Below are 20848 nucleotides of genomic sequence, written 5' to 3'. Positions count from 1 at the left end.
AGGGACATTGTGGTTTACTCATGAAAGTTGGCGGGCAAGGACGTTGCAACGACCTCGTCTTGGCAGAGCGAAGCGAATTGCCTTGCATATTGTTTTTGTTCGACTTCATGAAGTGGCACCCACCGCAAGGAGCGGGTGCTACACGCTTGCCTCAGGCCTGTACTTCGGCCAGGCAGGTGTCTTCGTCACCGTGCAATTCCTTTGCTGCGGCCAACTCCTGGCGCACCGATGCACAGGCCTGTGCCAGGTCTGCCAGCAGGTCCTCGGTGTCCTCGATGCCCACCGAAATGCGCACCAGCCCTTCGGAAATGCCCAGGGCCAGCCGTTCTTCGAGGGTGTTTTCCACATGGCTGGTTGTACGCGCCGGGCCGTAGATGGTTTCTACCGCGCCCAGGTTGCCCGCCCGATGGGCGTACTTCAGGCGCGGCAGCAGCCGCGCCACGGTGGGCATGCCACCTTTGAGCACGAAGCTGACAATGGCGCCGAAGCCACGCATCTGCGCTTTGGCAATCTCATGGCCCGGGTGCTGGGGCAACCCCGGGTAGTTGACCGCTTCGACCAGCGGTTCGGTAGTCAGGTAATGCGCCAGGGCCTGGGCACTGGTCTGTTGCTGACGCAGGCGCAGGGCCAGGGTCTTGATACCGCGGATGATCAGGTAGGCGGAAAACGGGTCCAGCGCCGCACCGTTGATCTCGCGGTAGTGGCGCACCTGGGCCATCAACGACTCGGCACCGCACACTACCCCGCCCAGTACATCACCGTGCCCGGACAGGAACTTGGTGGCACTGTGCACCACCACATCCACGCCCAGGGCCAGCGGGTTCTGGTTCAGCGGGGTGGCGAAGGTGTTGTCGGCCACCACCACGGCGCCAGCCTTCCGGGCGGCAGCGCTCAGGCGCTGGATGTCCAGTACCTTGAGGGTGGGGTTGGTAGGGGTTTCCAGATACAGCAGGTCGCAACCCGCGGCGATCTCGCGCTCCAGCGCTTCGGTGTCGAGGGTGTCGCACAGGCAGACCTGCACGCCCATGCGCGGCAGGAACTCTTCGAAGATCTTGTTGGTACCGCCGTAACTGTCGCGGGTCGATACCACACGCTTGCCGCTTGAGAGGAAGGTATGCAGCACGGCACTGATGGCAGCCATGCCGCTGCTGAATGCCACCGCCGATTCGGACTGTTCCAGCTCGCAGAGCTTCGCTTCCAGCGTTGCGACTGTCGGGTTGCTCATGCGGCTGTAGATGTAGCCGGGCAACTTGCCCTGCGCCACGTCGTACCAAGCATCGATGTCGTTGTAGCCGTAGGCGGCACTGACCACGATCGGGGTCTGGGTAGCGTTGTACGGGTGCTGAACCTGCTCCCCGCTCCACACCACACGCGTACCGATACCGGCCGCTGCATTGCCCTCGAATTTCTCGTTCTTGTTCATATCCGGTTCCCGCACCGCTGAGTTGTGTACACCGATTCGGCATCGGCTTTCAGCGGACTATAGGGGCATGGCGGGGGGACTGAAAAACGATGGAATCCGGGTCTGAGTAACGTTTTTTTTAATGGCTGGGGCCGAGCGGGTGCGGAAGCCGCCCTGCCCCTTCAAGGCTTTACGCCAGGTTGCGTTTCAGCTCGGCGATATGCTCCGGGCCAATGCCACAGCAGCCACCGATCATGCTGGCACCCCGTTCACGCCAGTCGCTGGCCCATGCCAGGTAACCCGGCGGGTCAAGGTCTTCGCGCAGCTCATCCAGGCCGTCGTTGGCGGTGGCTTCCTTTGGCTGTGGCGGGAAGGCGTTGGCATAGGCGCCAATGGCGATGTCGGCGTTGTGTCGTTCGATTACCGAGCGCGCTACATCCAGTGCAGCGCCAATGACCTCGGGCTGGCTGCAGTTGAACAGCACGGCCGCCGCGCCCAGGCCGACCACGGCTTCGATGGCATCGGCCACCGGCTCGCCGGAACGCAGGCGTGGCACCTCGTCGACTTCTTCGTCCTGCAGGGTGAACGACACCCAGAACGGCCTGCCGTCTGCCGGCAATTGGCCGTGAATGGCTCGCACCTCGGCAACCGAGCTCTGGGTTTCGGCCAGCCACAAGTCAACATGCGGGGCCAGGCCCTGCAGCAACGGGACCAGCACCTCCTCGACGCGCTCGGGCTGGAACAGGTCCGGGCGATAGGAGCCGAACAGCGGCGGCAGCGAGCCCGCCACCTTGACCGGGTGTGCTGCGGCATCGGCGGCATGCCGCGCCAGCTGGCCTGCGATATTGGCCAGTTGTCGGCCTTCCTTTGCAAAACGCTCTTCGCCGATGTGGAACGGCACCACCGCATAGCTGTTGCTGGTAATGACCTGGGCACCGGCAGCGATGAACGCTGCGTGCACACGAACCACCGCTTCCGGTGCCTCGCTCAGCGCCAGCGCCGACCACTCGGGCTGACGAAACGGCGCCCCACTGCGCTGCAGCTCACGGCCCATGCCACCGTCGAGAATTACCATCGCTCGCTGTTTCATATAACTACTCTAAAGGTGCTTATGAATAAAATTCATTATGTAGGTGACATTTATAACTATTAAATACCGCTTCCTATAATTGGCCAACATTTCAGGTATGTCCATGCGATTTTCTACTGTGCTCGGTGCGGGCCTTGTGCTGCTCGCAACTGCTTCCCAGGCCTTTGCCGGTGCCACGCTGGAGCGGGTTGAATCGCGCAAGGAACTGGTCAACGTCCTGATGGAAAGCTACCCACCGTTTTCCTTCCTCAATGACCAGAACCAGCTGGACGGTTTCGACGTGGATGTGGCCAAGGCCGTGGCGGACAAGCTCGGCGTCAAGCTGCGCCTGGAAACCCCTTCGTGGGACGTGATCGCCGCAGGCCGCTGGAGCGGCCGCTACGACATCTGCATCTGCTCGATGACCCCGAGCAAGGCCCGCGCCGAAGTGTTCGACTTCCCGGTGGAGTACTACGCATCGCCTGCGGTGATCGTGGTCAACGCCAAGGATGAGCGCATCCATGGCGCCAAGGACCTGGAAGGCCGCAAGGTAGGCCTGACCAGTGCATCGAGCTACGAGAGCTACCTGAACAAGAACCTGGTGATCGAAGGCGACGAAGACAAGAAGCTCGAATACCCCTTCGATTTCGTGCAGATCGCGCCCTACGACACCGACAACGTCGCCTTCCAGGACCTTGGCCTGGGTGCCGGCGTACGCCTGGACGCCATCCTCACCAACCTGGTGACCGCGCAGCCGCGCCTGGACCAGGACAAGCGCTTCAAGCTGGCAGGTGCCCCGCTGTATGAAGAGCCGAACTCGGTGGCCATCGAGAAAGGCGACCCCGAGTGGGATGCCAAGGTGCGCCAGGTGTTTGCCGAGTTGAAGGCTGACGGCACCCTGGCCAAGCTGTCGCAGAAATGGATTGGCGCCGATATCAGCAAATGAGCACCTTCCCCTCCTCCCCCAAGCCCGTGGCCAAGCCCACGGGTGCCGGCCTGTTCGGTTTTCGCACCCGGCTGCTGCTGACCTGGCTGGCGCTGTTTGGCCTGTTCGTTGCGTTTTTCCTCAGTTTCGATCTGAAGTTCTCGATCATCCTGGAGAAGTTTCCGAACCTCGCCGGGTTCAAGCTGGGGCCCAACGGCTTTCTGCAAGGCGCGGCACTGACCCTGTTCCTGTGCCTGTGCTCGATGCTGGTGTCGGTGCTGTTCGGCTTCGCCGCCGCGCTGGCGCGGTTGTCGAACAGCGCGGTGCTGGTGGGTGTCGCCAGCTTCTACACCTCGTTCTTCCGCGGCACACCCCTGCTGATCCAGATTCTGCTGATCTACCTGGGGCTGCCACAGCTGGGCCTGGTACCGGGCGCCATCAGCGCCGGCATCATCGCCTTGTCGCTGAACTACGGTGCCTACCTGAGCGAAATCTTCCGCGCCGGCATCCTCGGCGTCGCGCGCGGGCAACGTGAAGCGGCACTGGCGCTGGGCATGCGCACGCCGCAGATCTTCTGGCATATCGTCCTGCCCCAGGCCATGCGGGTGATCATTCCGCCTACGGCCAACCAGTTCATCTCGATGCTGAAGGATTCATCGCTGATATCGGTGATGGGGGTATGGGAGGTGATGTTCCTGGCGCAGTCGTACGGGCGGTCGAGCTATCGATACCTGGAGATGCTGACCACGGCGGCGGTGATCTACTGGGTGCTGTCGATCCTGCTCGAGCTGGTGCAGGCGCGGCTGGAGCGGCATTTTGGCAAGGCTTACCAGCGCTAGGGGCCAGGCTGGGTTGGCAGCCCCCCCTTATTGAACTGCACGTAAACTCATTGAATTAGCAGGGACATTGTGGGAGCGGCTTTAGCCGCGAACACCGGCGCAGCCGGTGCCATGCACCGCGTTGGATTCTTCGCGGCTAAAGCCACTCCCACAGCGTTACAGCGCCTTCATTTCAGCAATATCCCGCGCCACCTGATCAGCCGATTGGTCAAACATCGCCTGCTCCTGCGCATCCAGCGGCAACTCGATCACCCGCGCCAGCCCCTCCTCTGCCAGTACACAGGGCACACCCATGGCAATATCCGTGCGCCCGTACTCGCCTTCCAGGATCGCCACAGCCGGCAAGATGCGGTTTCGCCCGTTGGCGATCGCATCGACCATCTGCGCAATCGCCACGCCCGGCGCATCGCAGGCGCTGCCCAGCTTCTTCAGCCCCAGGATCTCGCCACCACCCTTGCGGGTGCGCTCGACGATCTGCTCGATCTGCTCACTGGACAGGAAGTGCGACAACGGCACCGAACCGATCTGGCAGTAGCGCATCAGCGGCACCATGCTGTCGCCATGCCCGCCCAGCACCAGCGCCGTGATATCCCGGGCAGAGAACCCGGTCTGCTCGGCGATGAAACACTTCATGCGTGCGGTATCCAGCACCCCCGCCTGGCCGAACACCTTGGTGCGCCCCTGCCCGCTCAGGCTCCAGGCGCGATAGGTGAGCACATCGACCGGGTTCGACACCACCAGCACGGTCGCAGTTGGTGCATGCAGCTTGATGTCGGCCATGATGCCGTCGAGGATTGGCAGGTTGATACTCAGTACATCCTGACGCGACTGCCCCGGCTTGCGCGGCACGCCTGCGGTGATGACCACCAGTTCAGAGCCGTCCAGCATTTCAGCCTTTGCCCCGCCGTGAACCCGGGTATCGGAACCCGACTCGACTGCCGCCTGCCACACATCCAGCGCCTTGCCTTGCGCCATCTCGCCCTGCACATCCATCAACACCAGCTCACGGCACAACTCTTCCCGAGCGATGATCTGCGCCGCCGCCTCGCCGACCATGCCGGCACCCACGATTGTCAGTTTGTTCACACGACACCTCCCAGCGGCGCGCGCCACCAGGAACACGCCTGCAATACAGAGAAGTATCGCCTGCTGAGGCGAAAAGACCACACAAAGGCAAATGGAAGCGGTACGCGTACCCCGTGGGAGCGGCTTTAACCGCGAAGAATCCAACGCGTTGCCTGGCACCGGCTGCGCCGGTGTTCGCGGCTAAAGCCGCTCCCACAAGGACCGCGCCACCTTCGAGTGCAGTGCAGTACCTGTGGGAGCGGCTTTAACCGCGAAGAATCCAACGCGTTGCCTGGCACCGGCTGCGCCGGTATTCGCGGCTAAAGCCGCTCCCACAAGGACCGCGCCACCTTCGAGTGCAGTGCAGTACCTGTGGGAGCGGCTTTAACCGCGAAGAATCCAACGCGTTGCCTGGCACCGGCTGCGCCGGTATTCGCGGCTAAAGCCGCTCCCACAAGGACCGCGCCACCTTCGAGTGCAGTGCAGTACCTGTGGGAGCGGCTTTAGCCGCGAAAAGGCCGGTGCAGGCTGGCCTAGAACTCGAAGGTACTGGACAAGCTCACCTGCCGCGCATCGCCAATGGCCACAAAGTACTGGTTCACCGCCAAGCGCCCACAGAGTCACTGCTAATTCAACCGACCCCGTCCTTGCACGGCGATTTTCCATCTGGCAAGGTTGCCAGCAGAACGCCCACCGACTGACCAGCGGTGCCCCACATCAAAGGAAACCTGACCTGTCACTGCAACCCTCCGTTCGCCGTGATCTGCTGATTCTGTGGCTTTCCATTGCCGCAGTTGCGCTTGTGCTGGGATGGCTGCTGCTGATAATCAGCCGCCAAGGCGCCGGCCCTCAGATTGCGCAGGCGCGCCAACTCACCTCGACCAGTTGCCAGGCGCTCCAGGCGGGTGCGGCACGGGTTCGCCAGCAGCTCCCGCCTGCACAAGACCACCCTGATCTCATGCCCCCCGCTGCCGCACAGGCAGTGCTGGATTTGGCACTGCGCGATCAGCCGGGCATGGAGGGCGGCTTCTGGCGAGCGGATGCGGGTGTGGTGGCCTACGCCTTCCCAACCTACGACGGCACGGGAATCAAACGCGACCCGCCGAGCGCCGAGTTGCAGCGCATTGCCTCCACGGCCCAGCGTGCGCAGGATTCTGCAGGCCTGGTGGCGGATGTGCGACCGGGCTTACGCGAAGCCGTGGCTTTCGCCGCCTGCCCCGTTCAGGCCTATGACCGGCAGCTGATCGCCTGGACCCTGATGCGCGTTCCGCTTTTGGCCACAGAAACAGTCAATACCTTGATACTCGCTGTAAGCCTGCTGCTGGCGCTGGTCGTTGTCTCCGGGGCATGGCTGGGCTGGATGATTTCGCGTTGGCAGCGCCAGTCGGCGCATTTGCGAAAGCAACTGGCCCAGTCCGAACGCCTGGCCACGCTGGGGCGCGTTTCCGCCGGGCTTGCACACGAGATCCGCAACCCGTTGGGCACGATGCGCATGAAGGTGGAAAACGCGATGGCTGCACCGGCTGACCGGCGCGAAGCACGCGTGGTTGGCGCCCTGGAGGCCGTACTGTCGCAAACGGCACGGCTGGAGACGCTGGTGTCGAGCCTGTTGGCATTGACCCAACCTTTCCGCGCCGAGCGCCAGGCAGTTGACCTGCAGGAATGGCTGGAGGAGCGGCGTAATGCCCACGCCGAAGCAGCGCAAAAGAAAGGCGTACGAATAACACTGGCCGTTGAACCGGAGCTGACCGCTAGCGCGAAGCAAGTTGCGCTGTTCGACCCGACACAAATGGCGCGGGTCTTTGACAACCTGCTGCTCAATGCGCTGGCGCACACGGAAGAACGCGGTGAAATCGAGCTCGGTGCACATCGCACGCACCGCGGCACATTGCTGTTGTGGGTGGCGGACGATGGTTCCGGCATTCCGAATGACCTGCGCGATACACTGTTCGAACCGTTCTCCACCAACCGCGCTGGAGGTACCGGCCTGGGGCTGGCGCTGGTGCGCGAGATCGTGCAGGGTCACGGCGGGCGGGTCGGTCTCGCCGAGTCGGCCAAAGGAACGCGCATAGAGATGGAGCTACCGTGGCCCGAATCCTGATCGTCGACGATGACGCCGCATTCCGCGACAGCCTTGCAGAAATGCTGCAAGACCTGGGGTATGCGGTGCTGCAGGCTGAAACCACCGATGCAGGCCTGCACAGGCTGCGCACCGAGGACGTGGATGCGGCCATCGTTGATCTGCGGCTGCCGGGCGAGGATGGCCTGGTGTTTCTGCGCCGCGCGGCGCGCATCTCGCAGGTGCCTTGCATCATGCTCACCGCCTATGCGAGTGGCGGCAACACCATCGAGGCGATGAGCCTGGGCGCGTTCGACCACCTGACCAAGCCCGTGACCAGGGCCGCCCTGATCGAGACGCTCGAACGGGCCCTGCGACGGGCAGCCAACACCCCAGACAACCCCCAGGCGGCCGGGGCATCAACTGCCGCAAAAGAGCCCGTGGATGGCACCGAACTGGTCAGCAGCAGCGAGGCCATGCGCCAGGTCTTCAAGCGTATCGGGCTGGCCGCGAACTCCGATGCCACTGCGTTGATCCTGGGCGAAACGGGCACAGGCAAGGAACTGGTCGCGCGCGCCTTGCATCGCAACAGCGGGCGAGCCACCGGCCCCTTCGTCGCCGTCAACTGCGCGGCGATCCCGGCCGAACTGATGGAAAGCGAGCTGTTCGGTCATGTCAAAGGCGCGTTCACCGGTGCCATCACTGAACGCACCGGGCGCTTTCGCGAGGCCGATGGCGGCACCCTGTTCCTCGACGAAATAGGCGATATGCCGCTGGCCACGCAGGCGAAGATCCTGCGGGTGCTGCAGGAACGCGAAATCACCCCCGTGGGCGCCAATCGTGCCCAGCCGGTGAACGTGCGCATCATCGTGGCCACCCACCGAGACCTGCCCAGCGCAGTCAAGGAGGGGCGCTTCCGGGAAGACCTGTGGTACCGCCTGCAGGTAGTGCCCCTGTGGCTGCCGCCGCTGCGTGAGCGCCTGGGCGACGTGCTGCTGCTGGCCGAACACTTTCTACGCCTGCTGGGCAGCGACTCGCCCAAGCGGTTGAGCGCGGCGGCAGCCCGGATGCTGCTGGCCCATTCCTGGCCGGGCAACGTGCGCGAACTGCGCAATGCCATGGAGCGCGCTGCCATCCTCAGCCACGGCCCGGTCATCGAGGCCGAACACATCGGGTTGCAGACGGCGGCGGCGCCCACCCCGGGCCTGGACATTGACTGGGAAGGCCCAATGGCACAGGCCGTTGCCCAGCTGGAGCGCGAAATGATCGTGCGCGCCCTGGCTGCGACGGCGGGCAACCGCGCAGAGGCGGCGCGGCGCCTCGGTCTGTCTCGCCAGCAGCTCTACCGCAAGCTGGCCGAGTTCGATCTGGACTAACCCCTTCGCACGCAAAGGAGGTGTCCGATTCCGTGACACCTTAGCGTCACGGAATCGGACGGCACATCACTCCTATCAATCATAACCGTTTGATTTAATTAATAATTTTATCTGGCATGGTGTTTGCGCTACAGGTTGGGTGTTCCCAACCCAAAAGAGCTTCTCCAATGTCCAGGTATTTCATCGCCACATCTCTTGCACTGGCAATTGGTCTGGGTAGCCTCAGCGCGCATGCCATGCCGCCCGCCGCCGCCCATCTGCCTCCAACACCGCATCAAGGTGTGGAAACACCTGGCCTGGTGAGCCAGTACGTGGTGGAAGGCCAGGTGCAACGGCTGCTCATCAATCCCTATGGTGAGGTCGACGGGCTGCGCCTGAGCGACGGGACCATTGCAAAGTTTCCACCGCACATGGCCGATGCGCTCACAGCCACGGTCAAAGTGGGGGACGCCGTCCGCATCATCGGGCGGGCGGAAACGCGAGGCACGGTCAAAGCCGACGCCATCATCCACGCCGACAGCGGGCGCACCGTGTACGACCAGCCGCCATCGGTCGGCGAAGGCCGAGCCCTGCCGCCACACCTGCGCGCCCAGCGCCTGCAGCCCCAACAGGTGGAAGGCCAGGTGGAGACCGTGCTCACTGGCCCACGGGGCGAGGCCAACGGCGTCATCCTGAGCGATGGCAGCATCGTACGTTTCCCGTCAGAAAGCCTGCGTATTTCCGTGCAGACGGGCGCACCGTTCGCAGCATCCGGGCTGGGCACGCGCAATGCATTTGGCACCGCTTTGGAAGCGGTCAGCATGGGCACCACGTTATCCACCCTGCAGCCGCTCTATGACCGCGCGCCATAAGGGAATGCCGCTATGCACCCGGCAACGCCTTTCATAACCCCGGCGCATGCCAGCTCACGGCGCTGGCTGTCCGGCCTCAACTTCTTCCTGGCCGATGTCCGTGACGGCCTGGGCCCCTTCCTCGGTGTGTTTCTGGCCAGCCACGGCTGGCGAGCCGATGACATCGGCTACGTGATGGCCGCGGGCGGCATCGCAGGCATGTTGGCGACCACGCCGATGGGCGCGTGGATCGACGCCTCGCGCCACAAGCGACTGCTTCTGGCAAGCGGCGCCATTGCACTCATTCTCGCCACGGCAGCGCTATGGACGGCGCCAACGTTCGGCGTCGCCGTCGCCTCTCAAGTGGTGACGGGTGTTGTGGGTGCGTTGATGGGCGCCGGCATCATGGGCATCACCTTGGGCATCGTTGATCAGAAAGACTTGTCTCGGCAGCTCGGCATCAACGAAGCCTGGAACCATGCCGGCAACGTGGTAGCGGCTGCCTTGGCCGGGCTGGCAGGCTACCGCTGGGGGCTGTCAGCCGTATTCGTCCTGATGGCCCTGATGGCGTGCGCGGCTCTTGCCTGCTTGCGCAAGATCGATCCACATGACATCGATCATGAGCGTGCCCGCGGTGGTGACCTCACTGGCAACCAGCCTGCGCAAGGTAGCAGCCCCTCGCCTTCCATGGTGCGGGTTTTGACGCACTCGCGCGAACTGGGCCTGCTCGCGATCACCATGCTGCTGTTCCACCTTGGCAATGCCGCGATGCTGCCCTTGCTGGCACAGTCGGTTGTCACGCGTGGGCTGGCCGACCCCAGCGTGTTCACGGCATCCACTGTCATCGTGGCGCAGCTGGTCATGATTCCCGTCGCGCTTTGGGCCGGGCGGCATGCCTCTCGGCACGGGTATCGGGCACTGATCCTTGCCGCCCTCCTGGCCTTGCCCTTGCGCGGGCTGATCGCCGGTTGCTGGGAGTCCCCGTGGGCCCTGATTCCGGTACAGGCCCTTGATGGAATCGGGGCAGGCCTGCTGGGTGTCGCCTTGCCTGGGCTTGTCGCTTCCATCCTGCGCGGCACTGGGCACATCAATGCAGGGCTTGGTGCAGTGATGACGATACAGGGAATAGGCGCGGCCATGAGCCACGCACTCGCCGGCTGGATCGCGCAACATTTCGGCTATGGCACAGCCTTCGTCGTTCTGGGTATCGTGGCTGCAATCGGGCTACTCACCTATCAGACAGGCCTTAGGAAGGGACACCCAAGCCGGCAATTGCCAGCTCAGCCAAATAACGTTGACACGATATAGCGTGCTGCACGCCATCCACCAAAGGCTGGCACCCGGCCAAGCCGCGCCAACTCATTCATTCACCTGAGTAAACTGCATGCCTGTATTTGATCCATCCTCGCTCATCTGGGCCGTCGCCGCCGTTGCGACCGGTGGGGTAATCCTGCGCCCCTGGCGGGTGCCGGAATATGTCTGGGCAGTCGGCGCCGCTGTATTGCTGACCGCGTTTGGCCTGGTGCCACTACCCACGGCCCTCGGCGCTGTCGCCGAGGGTGGCGATGTTTACCTGTTTCTGATCGGTATGATGGTGCTGGCCGAACTGGCACGCCAGGAAGGGTTGTTCGACTGGCTGGCCATGTACGCGGTGCAGCATGCCCGGGGCTCCGGTCAGCGCCTGTTCCACCTGGTATTCCTGGTGGGGGTACTGGTAACGGTGTTCCTCTCCAACGATGCCACGGCGGTGGTGCTTACCCCAGCGGTGTATGCCGCATGCAGGGCGGCCAAGGCCGAGCCGCTGCCCTATCTGTTCATCTGTGCCTTCATCGCCAATGCCGCCAGCTTTGTGCTGCCCATTTCCAACCCGGCCAACCTGGTAGTGTTCGGCAGCCAGATGCCGCCGTTGCTGGATTGGCTGCGGCAGTTCACCTTGCCGTCGCTTGCGGCCATCGGCCTGACCTACCTGGTGCTGCGGCTGGCCCAACGCAAACAGATACGCCAACCCCTGGCAACGACTATCGAAATGCAACCGCTGTCCAGCGGTGCACGCTTGTGCGCGCTGGGTATCGTGCTGACAGGCGCCCTGTTGCTGCTGACCTCCGCCCTGGACCGGCAACTCGGCTTGCCCACCTTCTGCGCCGGCATCGCCACGGCCGGGCTGATCCACCTGCGCCAACGGCGCAACCCGATGCCGGTGCTCAAAGGTGTGGCATGGGGCGTACTGCCGTTGGTCGCGGGCCTGTTCGTGCTGGTGGAAGCGGTGGCACAGACGGGTGTGATCGAGCACCTGGCCCATGGTTTGGCCGCGCTGGCGCGCAGCTCCGAGACCCAGGCGAGCTGGGGCGCCGGCGTGGTCGCGGCTATCGCCGGCAACCTGATGAACAACCTGCCGACCGGCCTGATCGCAGGTTCCGTTGGCCATATTGTCGATTTACCCGCGAAAACCACTGCGGCGCTGCTGATTGGCGTCGACCTCGGGCCGAACCTGTCGATTACCGGCTCCCTGGCCACTTTGCTCTGGCTGGTTGCCGTTCGCCGTGAAGGCGAACACGTCGGTGCCTTGGACTTCCTGCGCCTGGGGGCGCTGGTAATGCCGCCTGCCTTGATCGGGGCGTTGGGGTTGCTTCATTTGTGAAGCGCTCGCAAGCGGTACGCGTACCGTGTGGGAGCGGGCGTGCCCGCGAAGAATCCAACGCGATGCCTGGCACCGGCTGCGCCGGTGTTCGCGGCGGTTCGACGCCTCGACACACCCGCTCCCACAAGGTCACTGCCAACTCAATGAGTTATGTGTTGTGGAGATCGTTGGAGGCGCCGGGCAACTTACGCCTTGAACAAACGCTCGGCGATGAAGTCGACGAACACTCGGATCTTCGGCGACAGGTGGCGGCTCGATTGCCACAGCGCCCAGAACTGGCCCTGGTCGGAGGTATGCGCATCAAGCAGGCTTTCCAGGGCGCCAGCCCTGACCGATTCACGTACCAGAAAGTCCGGCATGTAGGCGATACCATGGCCGTCCACCGCAGCCATCAGCATTGCCTCCATGTTGTTCAGCGTCAGCACCGTGGGTAAGCGCAACTGGGTAATCTCGGGATCGGCACCGAGGCTCCAGTCCATGATCTTGCCGGTCGTGACAAAGCGATAGCGCAGGCAGTCGTGTCGCTCCAGGTCGGCTAGCGTCTGGGGCCGCCCCTTGCGTGCCAGGTAGGTAGGCGCTGCGCACAGGACAAAGCGGAACGGCCCGAGCTTGCGCGACATCAATTTTGAATCGGCTAGCCCACCACTGCGGATCACCACATCGAAGCCATCGTCGATCAGGTCGACCAGGTGGTCGTTGAAGTCCATTTCCAGTTCGATTTCAGGGTATGCCTTGCGAAAAGCCGGCATCAACGGCAGCAGAAAACGGTAGCCGATGGTCGGGAGGCTGACCCGCAAGCGACCACGCGGGGCCTGTATCGCATGGGACAGCATGGCCTCCGCATCCTGGAGGTCGTCGAGAATGCGCCGGCAGCGCTCATAGAACAGCTGGCCTTCCGCCGTCAGGCTGACCTTGCGCGTGCTGCGCTGGAACAGCCGCACCTTCAACGAACTCTCCAGGCGGGCAACGTTCTTGCCGACCGCCGATGCGGAAATACCCATCGCCCGTGCCGCGCTGACAAAGCTCAACGACTCGGCGGTTTTCACGAAGGCGAGGATGCCGTTCAGGCTTTCCATGGCATTACTTCCTTTTTGTCCATTATGAGTGGAGTTCCAGCCTGTTTATCCATAATTGCGGCCAATATAGATTTAACGCGCACGGTGCTACAACAGGAGGGATAGCGCAATGGATCAGGCTACTGACCACACCCCGCACGCGGGCCGTTACCATGTTCTGGCAGCCATCTGCCTGGCCGCCCTGGTGCTGCCGCTGAGTTTCACCGGTGGCGCCGTGGCCACGCCGGCCATCGGCAAGGCCTTCGATGCCGAGCCGTCCTCGCTTACCTGGATCACCAACGCCTTCATGCTCAGTTTCGGCAGCCTGCTGATGGCAGCCGGAACCCTGTCGGACATTTACGGGCGAAAGCGCCTGTTCACGCTGGGCCTGGCCCTGTTCGTCATCGTCAGCATCCTGCTGGCGAGCGTCTACAGCATCGTCTGGCTTGATGCCCTGCGGGCGGTGCAAGGCGTTGCCGCCGCCGCTGCCCTGGCCAGTGGCTCCGCTGCCTTGGCCCAAGAGTTCGAGGACCAGGCCCGCACGCGCGCTTTCAGCCTGCTTGGCACCACGTTCGGGCTGGGCCTGGCGTTCGGGCCGATGGTCAGCGGCCTGCTGATCGAACAGTTCGGCTGGCGCTCGATCTTCGTCAGCACTGCGGTCCTTGCTGCGATCTCGCTGCTGGCGGCGTTGTCACGGATGCGCGAAAGTTTTAACCCCGAAGCGCCCAAGCTGGACTTGCCCGGTGTGCTTGCCTTCTCGAGCATGCTCGCACTGTTTACCACTGCGATCATCCTGGGGCCGCAGGCCGGCTGGCGCTCCCCGCTGATCCTGGGCCTGTTCGGCGGCGCGGCACTGAGCTTGCTGGCGTTCGTGACCATCGAGCTGCGCGCCAGGCAGCCGATGCTCGAGCTGAGCCTGCTGAAATACCCGCGCTTTGTCGGGGTGCAGATTCTGCCGATCGGCACCTGTTATTGCTACATCGTGCTGATCGTACTGCTTCCGTTTCGCTTGATCGGCGTAGAAGGCATCGCCCCGATGCACAGCGGCCTGATCATGCTGGCACTGTCGGCGCCGATGCTGGTGGTCCCGCTGCTGGCCGCCTGGTTGACCCGCTGGGTAAGTGCTGGCGTGCTGTCGGCTGCAGGCTTCCTGGTGGCGGCCGCGGGGTTGTACCTGTTGGCCCATGCCGCTATTGGCGATTACCAGCAACTGGTGCTGGCAATGCTGGTGATTGGTATCGGCACCGGTTTCCCTTGGGGCCTGATGGACGGGCTGGCGGTTAGCGTGATCCCCAAAGAACAAGCAGGCATGGCCACCGGCATCTTCAACACCACCCGGGTAGCGGGCGAAGGTGTCGCCCTGGCGATCACCATCGCCCTGCTCACCGCGTTGGTAGGTAACAGTCTTGGGCGCGTACTGCCTGCCGGCGATTACAGCGAACTGGCGCAGCGCCTGGTGATGGGCGACCTGGGCCAGGTTCAGGGCGTCGATCCGTTGCTGCTGCAGGCCGCGTATCTGGACGGCTTCGGCACCTTGGTGCTGGTGCTGATCGGGTTCACCGTGTTGTCGGCTGGAGCGGCGTTCTTCTTGCTTGGTCAAGACGAGCAGGCAAGGCGTGCCAAAGCGCCTCACAGCAGCCTGCCAGCCTCCGATTCTGTGCGGGGCTGACGACGGCATGGCGATTACACGCAACAACGGGATCTTGCCTAACGCTCTGGGGCCTGGCCGCTTCGCTCCATGACCTTCCCACACCGCTCACTGGCCAGACGGCTGATGATCCGGATCGCCTCATGGATACCGGCAGTGTTACGAAAACTCAGGCGCGGGTTGTGTTCGCACTCCAGCATTTCGCCGTGCTGGAGGGACTAGCGCGGTCCCTGTAGGAGCTGGCTTGCCTGCGAAGGGCTGCGCAGCAGCCCCATAACCCTACCCGACAGGAATAAACCACCAGGAGGCCATTAGCAGAAGGCCAGCCGCAAGCGTGATATCCGGCCCGCCGCTCATCAATGATCCTGCCTAACTAACAGGGCCCTGCCCGTTTCGCTCCATCACCTTCCCACACTGCTCACTGGCCAAACGGCTGATGATCCGGATCGCCTGATGGATACCGGCCGTGTTGCGAAAGCTCAGGTGGGGGTTGTGTTCGCATTCCAGCATTTCGTCGTGCTGGAGGGACTAGCGCGGTCCCTGTAGGAGCTAGCTTGCCTGCGAAGGGCTGCGCAGCAGCCCCATAACCCTACCCGACAGGAATACACCACCAGAAAGCCTTTAGCAGAGGACCAGCCGCAAGGGTGTTATCCGGCCCGCCGCTCATCAATGATCCTGCCTAACTAACAGGGTCCTGGCCGTTTCGCTCCATCACCTTCCCACACTGCTCACTGGCCAAACGGCTGATGATCCGGATCGCCTGATGGATACCGGCCGTGTTACGAAAACTCAGGTGTGGGTTGTGTTCGCACTCCAGCATTTCGTCGTGCTGGACCAGGGCTTCGCCTAACAGTTCGAGGGTCCAGGCGTAGCTTTGGATGGTGGATAGGCGTTCTTGGTCAGTCATGGCGTGCCTCCGATTGGGCGGAGACGGAGCGGGATTGGCTGGAGGTGAAGTAACTGAGCGTCGTCCAGGAATAAAGGTGGAGAACGGATGCGAGGATCTTGAGTGGACTTGAGGTAGACATGCATGCGGTCCTTTTCGGTTGAAGCACCACGCTGACCGTCGCCAAACGGTTAGGGTGGCAGCTGTACGCAGGTTGGCGAACCGAGGAAAAGGAACTCGGCAGACCCGAAGGTCTCCCACGCACAGCCGCCATTACACGAAACTGCGGACGCAAAAAAAGCGCCTGCAATCGTGGTCGGGGCGCCGTTGCGCCTTTTCGTTCGGGTCGCCAAACCCGGTCGCGGAATTGGCCGCGACTGGAGCAAGGTATCGCTGAGGGGGCGCTAATGCAAGGTTCTCCATTGTATGAATATTCGCGGAAAATTGTAGGCAAAAGTCAGCTAGGGGAGCGAGCCGTAGCTAGAGGACCTGAAACACGACAACTCATTCTGGTGCGGAGACAGACGGACGGTTGTTGGACGTGAGGGCCCGCTTTCGCGGGTCTGGAATTTGGTGGATTTTTTGATGTACCTCATAGGGTGTCTATAAACAAACCAGCTGGTTATGGCTTTCTGTGGAATCGAATCAGGAATTGCGGAGGCTCCTCCCACCCACTTTAAATGGTACGTAAGGAACGGCAGAAACCGACCCATAGCGGCCCTTCAGGACGGACTGCTAAGGGCCACAAGACGCGGTTCGTAGTTGTATAGAAAAGCTAAGATTGTTCAAGTATATGGTATCTTGTTTGCGCTCGATCAAGGCGGGGTTTGGCCATCGCTAAAATTAAGCTCGCTTAAAGCATAACTCATTAAAGCGTTGCCGAGACCGCTAGAGAATTAATATCCTCATTGCGAGGAGATAGGAATAGATATTTGAAAAATAGCTCCCTCGGTGCACATACTTTAATTTCTAACTTTTTATCCTGCAATAGTCTCTTGCACTCACTGATGATTTCTTTTGTTGTATTGTGAAGCTCCCTTAAATCGATGAGGGAAGTAAAGTCAGACATGCTATCATGATAGATCCCGTCCCATTGTTTCTTTGGTGGTGTATAGATTTTTTTGCTGTTCTTGATCATGCGAAAAAAAACTTTTGTTTCGGTTCGACTATTGATGCAGGTTAGACTTCCGTTATGCAGAAGGCCGTGACGCAATGTCACTATGGCCTCTAGGTCGTCAGGCGACTTAAAGTTTGAGTAGCTATCAAACGCTTTTTTTATTCCGTTATTGTAATGGCTTTTTATATCGGTGCGCTGGTATAGGCTACCAATTTGGTCCAGCATGGCAAAGCAGGCTAGCAGTGGGACATACTGTTCTGTACGGGCGTTATTAAACGCTGCGTTTACTGCTTCGTTCAAGTCGTAAATGTTGCTTGAGATATTCCCGTCAGTCAGGCAGTGCCATTTGCGATTTATATCCAGATGAATATTTGCCAGCTCTTCCGTGCTGAGTTGAGAGGTTGACTTTGCTCTATAGCAATCACTTATTTCACCCGAGTTTGACATCTTGAAATCAGCAAATCCATTAATCACTTAAAAGTCCTATATTTTATGGAGTGTTACGTGAACTACTTTTGATTTGCTAGCAGCCATTATGCTTAAAATTTTAGCTGCTAGCTGAGTGTTCCGAAGGGCAGCCGCCCCATAGCCGTCGGTCATTGAGAGCAATTCACGATGTCTGGGGTTAGCTTTCTAGCTCTTTTCACTACATTCTTAAGACCGGTATTGCAGGCCAAGCATTCTGCACATGTCGTCCTGGTATTTCTCAAAGCTTCTCCATTCTATGAGGGCTGTTACATTGCCCGCATAGCTTGTGAGACTTGGATTGTTCAAGTCGAAAGCTGGATCAAGTGCGGAGCAACTATATCCATGTTCTGAGGCCAGATTCGCGAAAACGCTTGCGCTAGCTTTTCGAAGCTGGGGGTCATTGAAGTGAGTATGCTGATTTCGAGCTGCGTACACTATGAGTCCTAAAGGAGTGCTTCGCACTACACGTCCGACACAGAACTTCGCTAAAGACGGAGGGATTTTTGCTGTCCAAGCTTCCAGCACCTGCGTGTTCTCTGAATAAATTTCTAAACCCTTTTCTGCGATTTGCAGTATCGCTCCGCATATAGTGTCGAGAGCAAAAGTCTCAGCTCGAAAAGCTCGCTGGGCAGCTTTCGCTTCCTCTAACGCATCCGCATTCTCTATGCGCCAGGCAGCATACTGGGCATCTTGCTCTGGCCCGTAGGGTAGTCCCGAGACGAAAATGGGCTTTATACCCGCTCTTAAATTTTCGAGGTAACCATCCACAGCCTTGAATAAAAGTCGTACGGCGCTTTCTGTTCTTTCGAGATACTCTTCTGCATGTTTCATTCAGCAACCACTGTCTTGGCCAAAATTTAGTTGAATTTTCTGCGGTCCAAGTGTACTGGAAGCCGATAGCTGTTTGGATGAGTTCTAGAATTTTGGTCGAGACGCAGCGAGTTTCCTGCGTAACTCAATGTCGTAGCTGGTACATTTGGGTCCGCTTGGCGTCGCGCTGACATCCCTGGGCGCAGAGGTTGGGGCCCGCAGTGCCGTTTTTTGCCTCTTACGGAAGGTCGCTTAGGGTCGAAAGCAGCCGGTCACGACTGACCGTAATCGACCCAAACCTGTCCGTCCTGGCGAATCGTGGGTGCAGTGAAATCGGCATCTACCAAGGTGTAAGCTGCATCGCGGCCTGGATGTCGAAGACCCGCAGGGCGAGACCGCTCACGTATACTTAGGTCGCCGGACGCATTCGATGAAAGTACTACGATCATGAACCAGTGCCCTACGCTATCCTTGCAGCTCACTTTAAAATAGCAGGCCGTATTGATGGAAATGCATCCGAAGACGCGAAGAGCTGCTGATAGCGATATTGCTACGTTGTTCCGAACGAAGGAACTGATGCCAGCGCCCAAAGCACTCAAGGAATTTGAGGTAATGGAAAGGCTGTACCGAGAGATCGTAACTCCCAGCGGTGGCCAGGTATATCTCTCCAACAAAGCGAATACAAGTTTTCTGCGCTTGGTGGAAATCGTAGAAATACATCTACCAAGTCGTGACTTGGTTTTGCCTGATGATATTTATCAAACATGCAAACTGGTGTTAGGGCGTATGTATGAACAGGAAACGCCCCTAAAGGATATCGATACCTTTCTGTGCGCAGTGGATGCTGCTATTCAAAGCGATATTGCTACCCGTGTATTTTACACGACTCTCGATGGTTTGAGGCTTGTCGGTGTCAACCAGGTGAGAGTCGGTAAATTGACTGTGCAAACTCCAGATCTAGCAATTCTTCAGAATTGTGTTGCCTACGAATCCATGATTGACGGTGCGTGGGGACGAATGAAAAGCGGGCTCTGGGTTTCTGCTGAGATCACGGGAAGTAGAAAATACGCAGAAAAGCAATTTTTCAAAGACGTCAAAGCTGCGTGCGGTTTACTAGCCGTCACTTTGACAACCGTTCTGGAAAAAGGTGGCTACGCTGTCCGCTTGACGCCCAGCATGGATGGTAGAATTAGGCCGAGCGCGGCGACGTGGTTTTCGATTGAGACCTCATCTCATGAACTATGCACAAGCTCATCTATGCGAGGGTTCCAATCAATCGACCTAGATGATGCTCTCGTCAAGCAATTACACGAGTCCGAATGGTTCGTTGAATTAGCTGAAATCATCCAGCGGAATAGTGGGACTGACGCGGAACACGCAGTGCGTCGCGCCATCTATTGGTTCTTCGATGCACAGACAGACACATCAGAAGAGATGCAACTGGTAAAGTTTTGGAGTTGTATTGAGTGCTTTTTTTCCTTCGAAAACTCGGGCGAGACCACAAATAAAATCAAGCGTGGATTGACCGCGCTGCTGACATTTGGAAGCTACGGCTTTGCAAGCTTAGATAAATGGAAAGAACTTGAAAAGGAGATCGACACACTTTATGAGTTGCGTTCCAGAGCAGTGCATGACGCAAGTCATAGCCATGTATCGGAGCGCGATATAATTACAATAAGCAAATGGGCAGCTTGGGTCATATTGGAAATTGCTGGACTCATCTCGATTGGTTATGAAACCAGGGCTCAAATCAAAGTGCAAACAGATCGCTTAGCTGCAATGCTTCAAAAAGCTGAGTGCCGGCGTGATGCCCTTGACTGAAAGTCTCTCACCGCTGCTTGTCGTTAGCGGTCTTCAGCCAGAGCCTGCTATCGGCCAGGAGCAGACATCGAATGATCTAGAATACCTAGAGCTATCCGTGCTGGAGGAAAACCTATGCCCTTACTTCATAGATACGACTCACTGCTGCTCAAGAAAAGCGTTACGTTGTCGCAACCCTATTCACACCGACTGAGTCAAAGTTTAGCACTAAAGCTTCAACTGCTGTCATCTCTTAGACGGATAAATAAATTCTCGGTGCTAGATGAAATTGCACTACTAGAGAGAACACCAACTAGCCGCTCTACAGGAACCAAAGCAGCTGAAAAATTTAGAGGGCCTATTCTAGGTAGGTTCTGGCATAAGCATTATTGCGATTCAAGACATTTGGCGCAGAACTTTCAAAATAAGTGGTTTGGTGATTACGCACTTAAACACGGCCTATTCAAGGAAAAGCTCCGAGAAATCTTTATGGCTGAAGAGGACGATGCTGACATTGAAAGATATCGCGTTGTTATGGCCAATCGAATATCACATTCAGTTGTTTATGAGGGGATCGAGTCAAGACGAAAGAGGGGAGCACTTACGGGTGAGTGGCTTGTTTATTACATTCATGACGGGCTTAACTATTACCTGGATTTAGCTGACCATTCAGAAATTAAAAACCCTGAAAAATTGTTCGACCGCTTGAAGGACGGATCTGAATGGGAATTTCCATTCGCATTCGAATGAATCGCCTCTGGTTCGATAAATACTTGAGCGACAGTTCTTGGCCGAAAGCTGCCGGTCACGAGGGAACGCTAACGTCTCTCAAATGCCACTGATGAAGAGCAGCTATAGGTC

Annotated in this window: 17 protein-coding genes; 10 read left to right on the top strand and 7 right to left on the bottom strand. The window is 59.5% G+C overall.

Annotated elements, in window-relative coordinates; genetic code table 11:
* Positions 1-151: 151 nt before the first annotated feature.
* Together E5221_RS03900 and E5221_RS03895 are read right to left on the bottom strand one after the other, a co-directional pair.
* Positions 152-1423, bottom strand: a complete 1272-nt coding sequence (locus E5221_RS03900; RefSeq protein WP_023663595.1) for a cystathionine gamma-synthase family protein — start codon at positions 1421-1423, stop codon at positions 152-154.
* 169 nt (positions 1424-1592) lie between these two features.
* The gene (locus E5221_RS03895) at positions 1593-2477 is read right to left on the bottom strand and encodes a homocysteine S-methyltransferase family protein (protein WP_247847723.1); all 885 of its coding nucleotides are present in this window, start codon (positions 2475-2477) and stop codon (positions 1593-1595) included.
* Positions 2478-2595: 118 nt separating this feature from the next.
* On the opposite strand from E5221_RS03895, the gene E5221_RS03890 reads away from it, so the two are divergent.
* Positions 2596-3417, top strand: a complete 822-nt coding sequence (locus E5221_RS03890) for an ABC transporter substrate-binding protein (RefSeq protein ID WP_023663597.1) — start codon at positions 2596-2598, stop codon at positions 3415-3417.
* Positions 3414-4235 (top strand): amino acid ABC transporter permease, encoded by an 822-nt coding sequence (locus E5221_RS03885; protein ID WP_015268879.1) that lies wholly within the window; start codon positions 3414-3416, stop codon positions 4233-4235. The genes E5221_RS03890 and E5221_RS03885 overlap by 4 nt, the downstream gene beginning before the upstream one ends.
* Positions 4236-4391: 156 nt before the next feature.
* Here the strand turns inward: E5221_RS03885 and E5221_RS03880 are convergent, their stop codons facing one another.
* A complete protein-coding gene (locus E5221_RS03880) occupies positions 4392-5321 on the bottom strand; it encodes a malate dehydrogenase (protein WP_039614383.1) in 930 nt (309 codons plus the stop codon).
* 781 nt (positions 5322-6102) lie between these two features.
* Here E5221_RS03880 and E5221_RS03875 point away from each other — a divergent pair.
* The 5 genes from E5221_RS03875 (at position 6103) to E5221_RS03855 (ending at position 12203) form a co-directional block, all read left to right on the top strand.
* Positions 6103-7401, top strand: coding sequence for an ATP-binding protein (locus E5221_RS03875; RefSeq protein WP_247846880.1), 1299 nt, complete (start codon positions 6103-6105; stop codon positions 7399-7401).
* Entirely contained in the window at positions 7386-8735 is a 1350-nt protein-coding gene (locus E5221_RS03870) for a sigma-54 dependent transcriptional regulator (RefSeq protein WP_123085792.1), read from the top strand. The genes E5221_RS03875 and E5221_RS03870 overlap by 16 nt, the downstream gene beginning before the upstream one ends.
* A 167-nt stretch (positions 8736-8902) precedes the next feature.
* Entirely contained in the window at positions 8903-9586 is a 684-nt protein-coding gene (locus E5221_RS03865; protein ID WP_039614381.1) for a hypothetical protein, read from the top strand.
* 12 nt (positions 9587-9598) lie between these two features.
* Positions 9599-10873 carry an MFS transporter gene (locus E5221_RS03860; protein ID WP_123085794.1) on the top strand — a complete coding sequence of 425 codons (1275 nt, stop codon included), beginning with the start codon at positions 9599-9601 and terminating at the stop codon, positions 10871-10873.
* Between the two features lie 76 nt (positions 10874-10949).
* Positions 10950-12203 (top strand): arsenic transporter, encoded by a 1254-nt coding sequence (locus E5221_RS03855; RefSeq protein ID WP_123085795.1) that lies wholly within the window; start codon positions 10950-10952, stop codon positions 12201-12203.
* 185 nt (positions 12204-12388) lie between these two features.
* On the opposite strand, the gene E5221_RS03850 is transcribed toward E5221_RS03855, so the two are convergent.
* Positions 12389-13279 carry a LysR substrate-binding domain-containing protein gene (locus E5221_RS03850; RefSeq protein WP_123085796.1) on the bottom strand — a complete coding sequence of 297 codons (891 nt, stop codon included), beginning with the start codon at positions 13277-13279 and terminating at the stop codon, positions 12389-12391.
* A 109-nt stretch (positions 13280-13388) separates the two neighbouring features.
* Between E5221_RS03850 and E5221_RS03845 the strand changes: the two genes are divergently transcribed.
* Complete coding sequence (locus E5221_RS03845; protein WP_123085797.1) at positions 13389-14927, top strand: MFS transporter; 1539 nt, start codon at positions 13389-13391, stop codon at positions 14925-14927.
* Between the two features lie 658 nt (positions 14928-15585).
* Here the strand turns inward: E5221_RS03845 and E5221_RS03840 are convergent.
* The 3 genes from E5221_RS03840 to E5221_RS03830 form a co-directional block, all read right to left on the bottom strand.
* Positions 15586-15813: a hypothetical protein gene (locus E5221_RS03840; RefSeq protein WP_015268870.1), complete on the bottom strand. Its 228-nt coding sequence runs from the start codon at positions 15811-15813 to the stop codon at positions 15586-15588.
* Positions 15814-16660: 847 nt separating this feature from the next.
* The gene (locus E5221_RS03835; RefSeq protein WP_183673595.1) at positions 16661-17383 is read right to left on the bottom strand and encodes a hypothetical protein; all 723 of its coding nucleotides are present in this window, start codon (positions 17381-17383) and stop codon (positions 16661-16663) included.
* A gap of 180 nt (positions 17384-17563) precedes the next feature.
* Positions 17564-18208, bottom strand: coding sequence for a hypothetical protein (locus tag E5221_RS03830; RefSeq protein ID WP_183673597.1), 645 nt, complete (start codon positions 18206-18208; stop codon positions 17564-17566).
* A gap of 483 nt (positions 18209-18691) precedes the next feature.
* Here E5221_RS03830 and E5221_RS03825 point away from each other — a divergent pair, with 483 nt between their 5' ends.
* Both E5221_RS03825 and E5221_RS03820 read left to right on the top strand, forming a co-directional pair.
* Positions 18692-20008: a HEPN domain-containing protein gene (locus tag E5221_RS03825; RefSeq protein ID WP_247846879.1), complete on the top strand. Its 1317-nt coding sequence runs from the start codon at positions 18692-18694 to the stop codon at positions 20006-20008.
* Positions 20009-20122: 114 nt separating this feature from the next.
* The gene (locus E5221_RS03820; protein WP_183673601.1) at positions 20123-20737 is read left to right on the top strand and encodes a hypothetical protein; all 615 of its coding nucleotides are present in this window, start codon (positions 20123-20125) and stop codon (positions 20735-20737) included.
* Positions 20738-20848 lie beyond the last annotated feature (111 nt).

This window comes from Pseudomonas sp. A2, assembly GCF_023100865.1.
Lineage (GTDB): Bacteria > Pseudomonadota > Gammaproteobacteria > Pseudomonadales > Pseudomonadaceae > Aquipseudomonas > Aquipseudomonas asiatica.
Note: the sequence above shows the minus strand (reverse complement) of the source record. Positions and strands in the feature narration are given on the sequence as shown.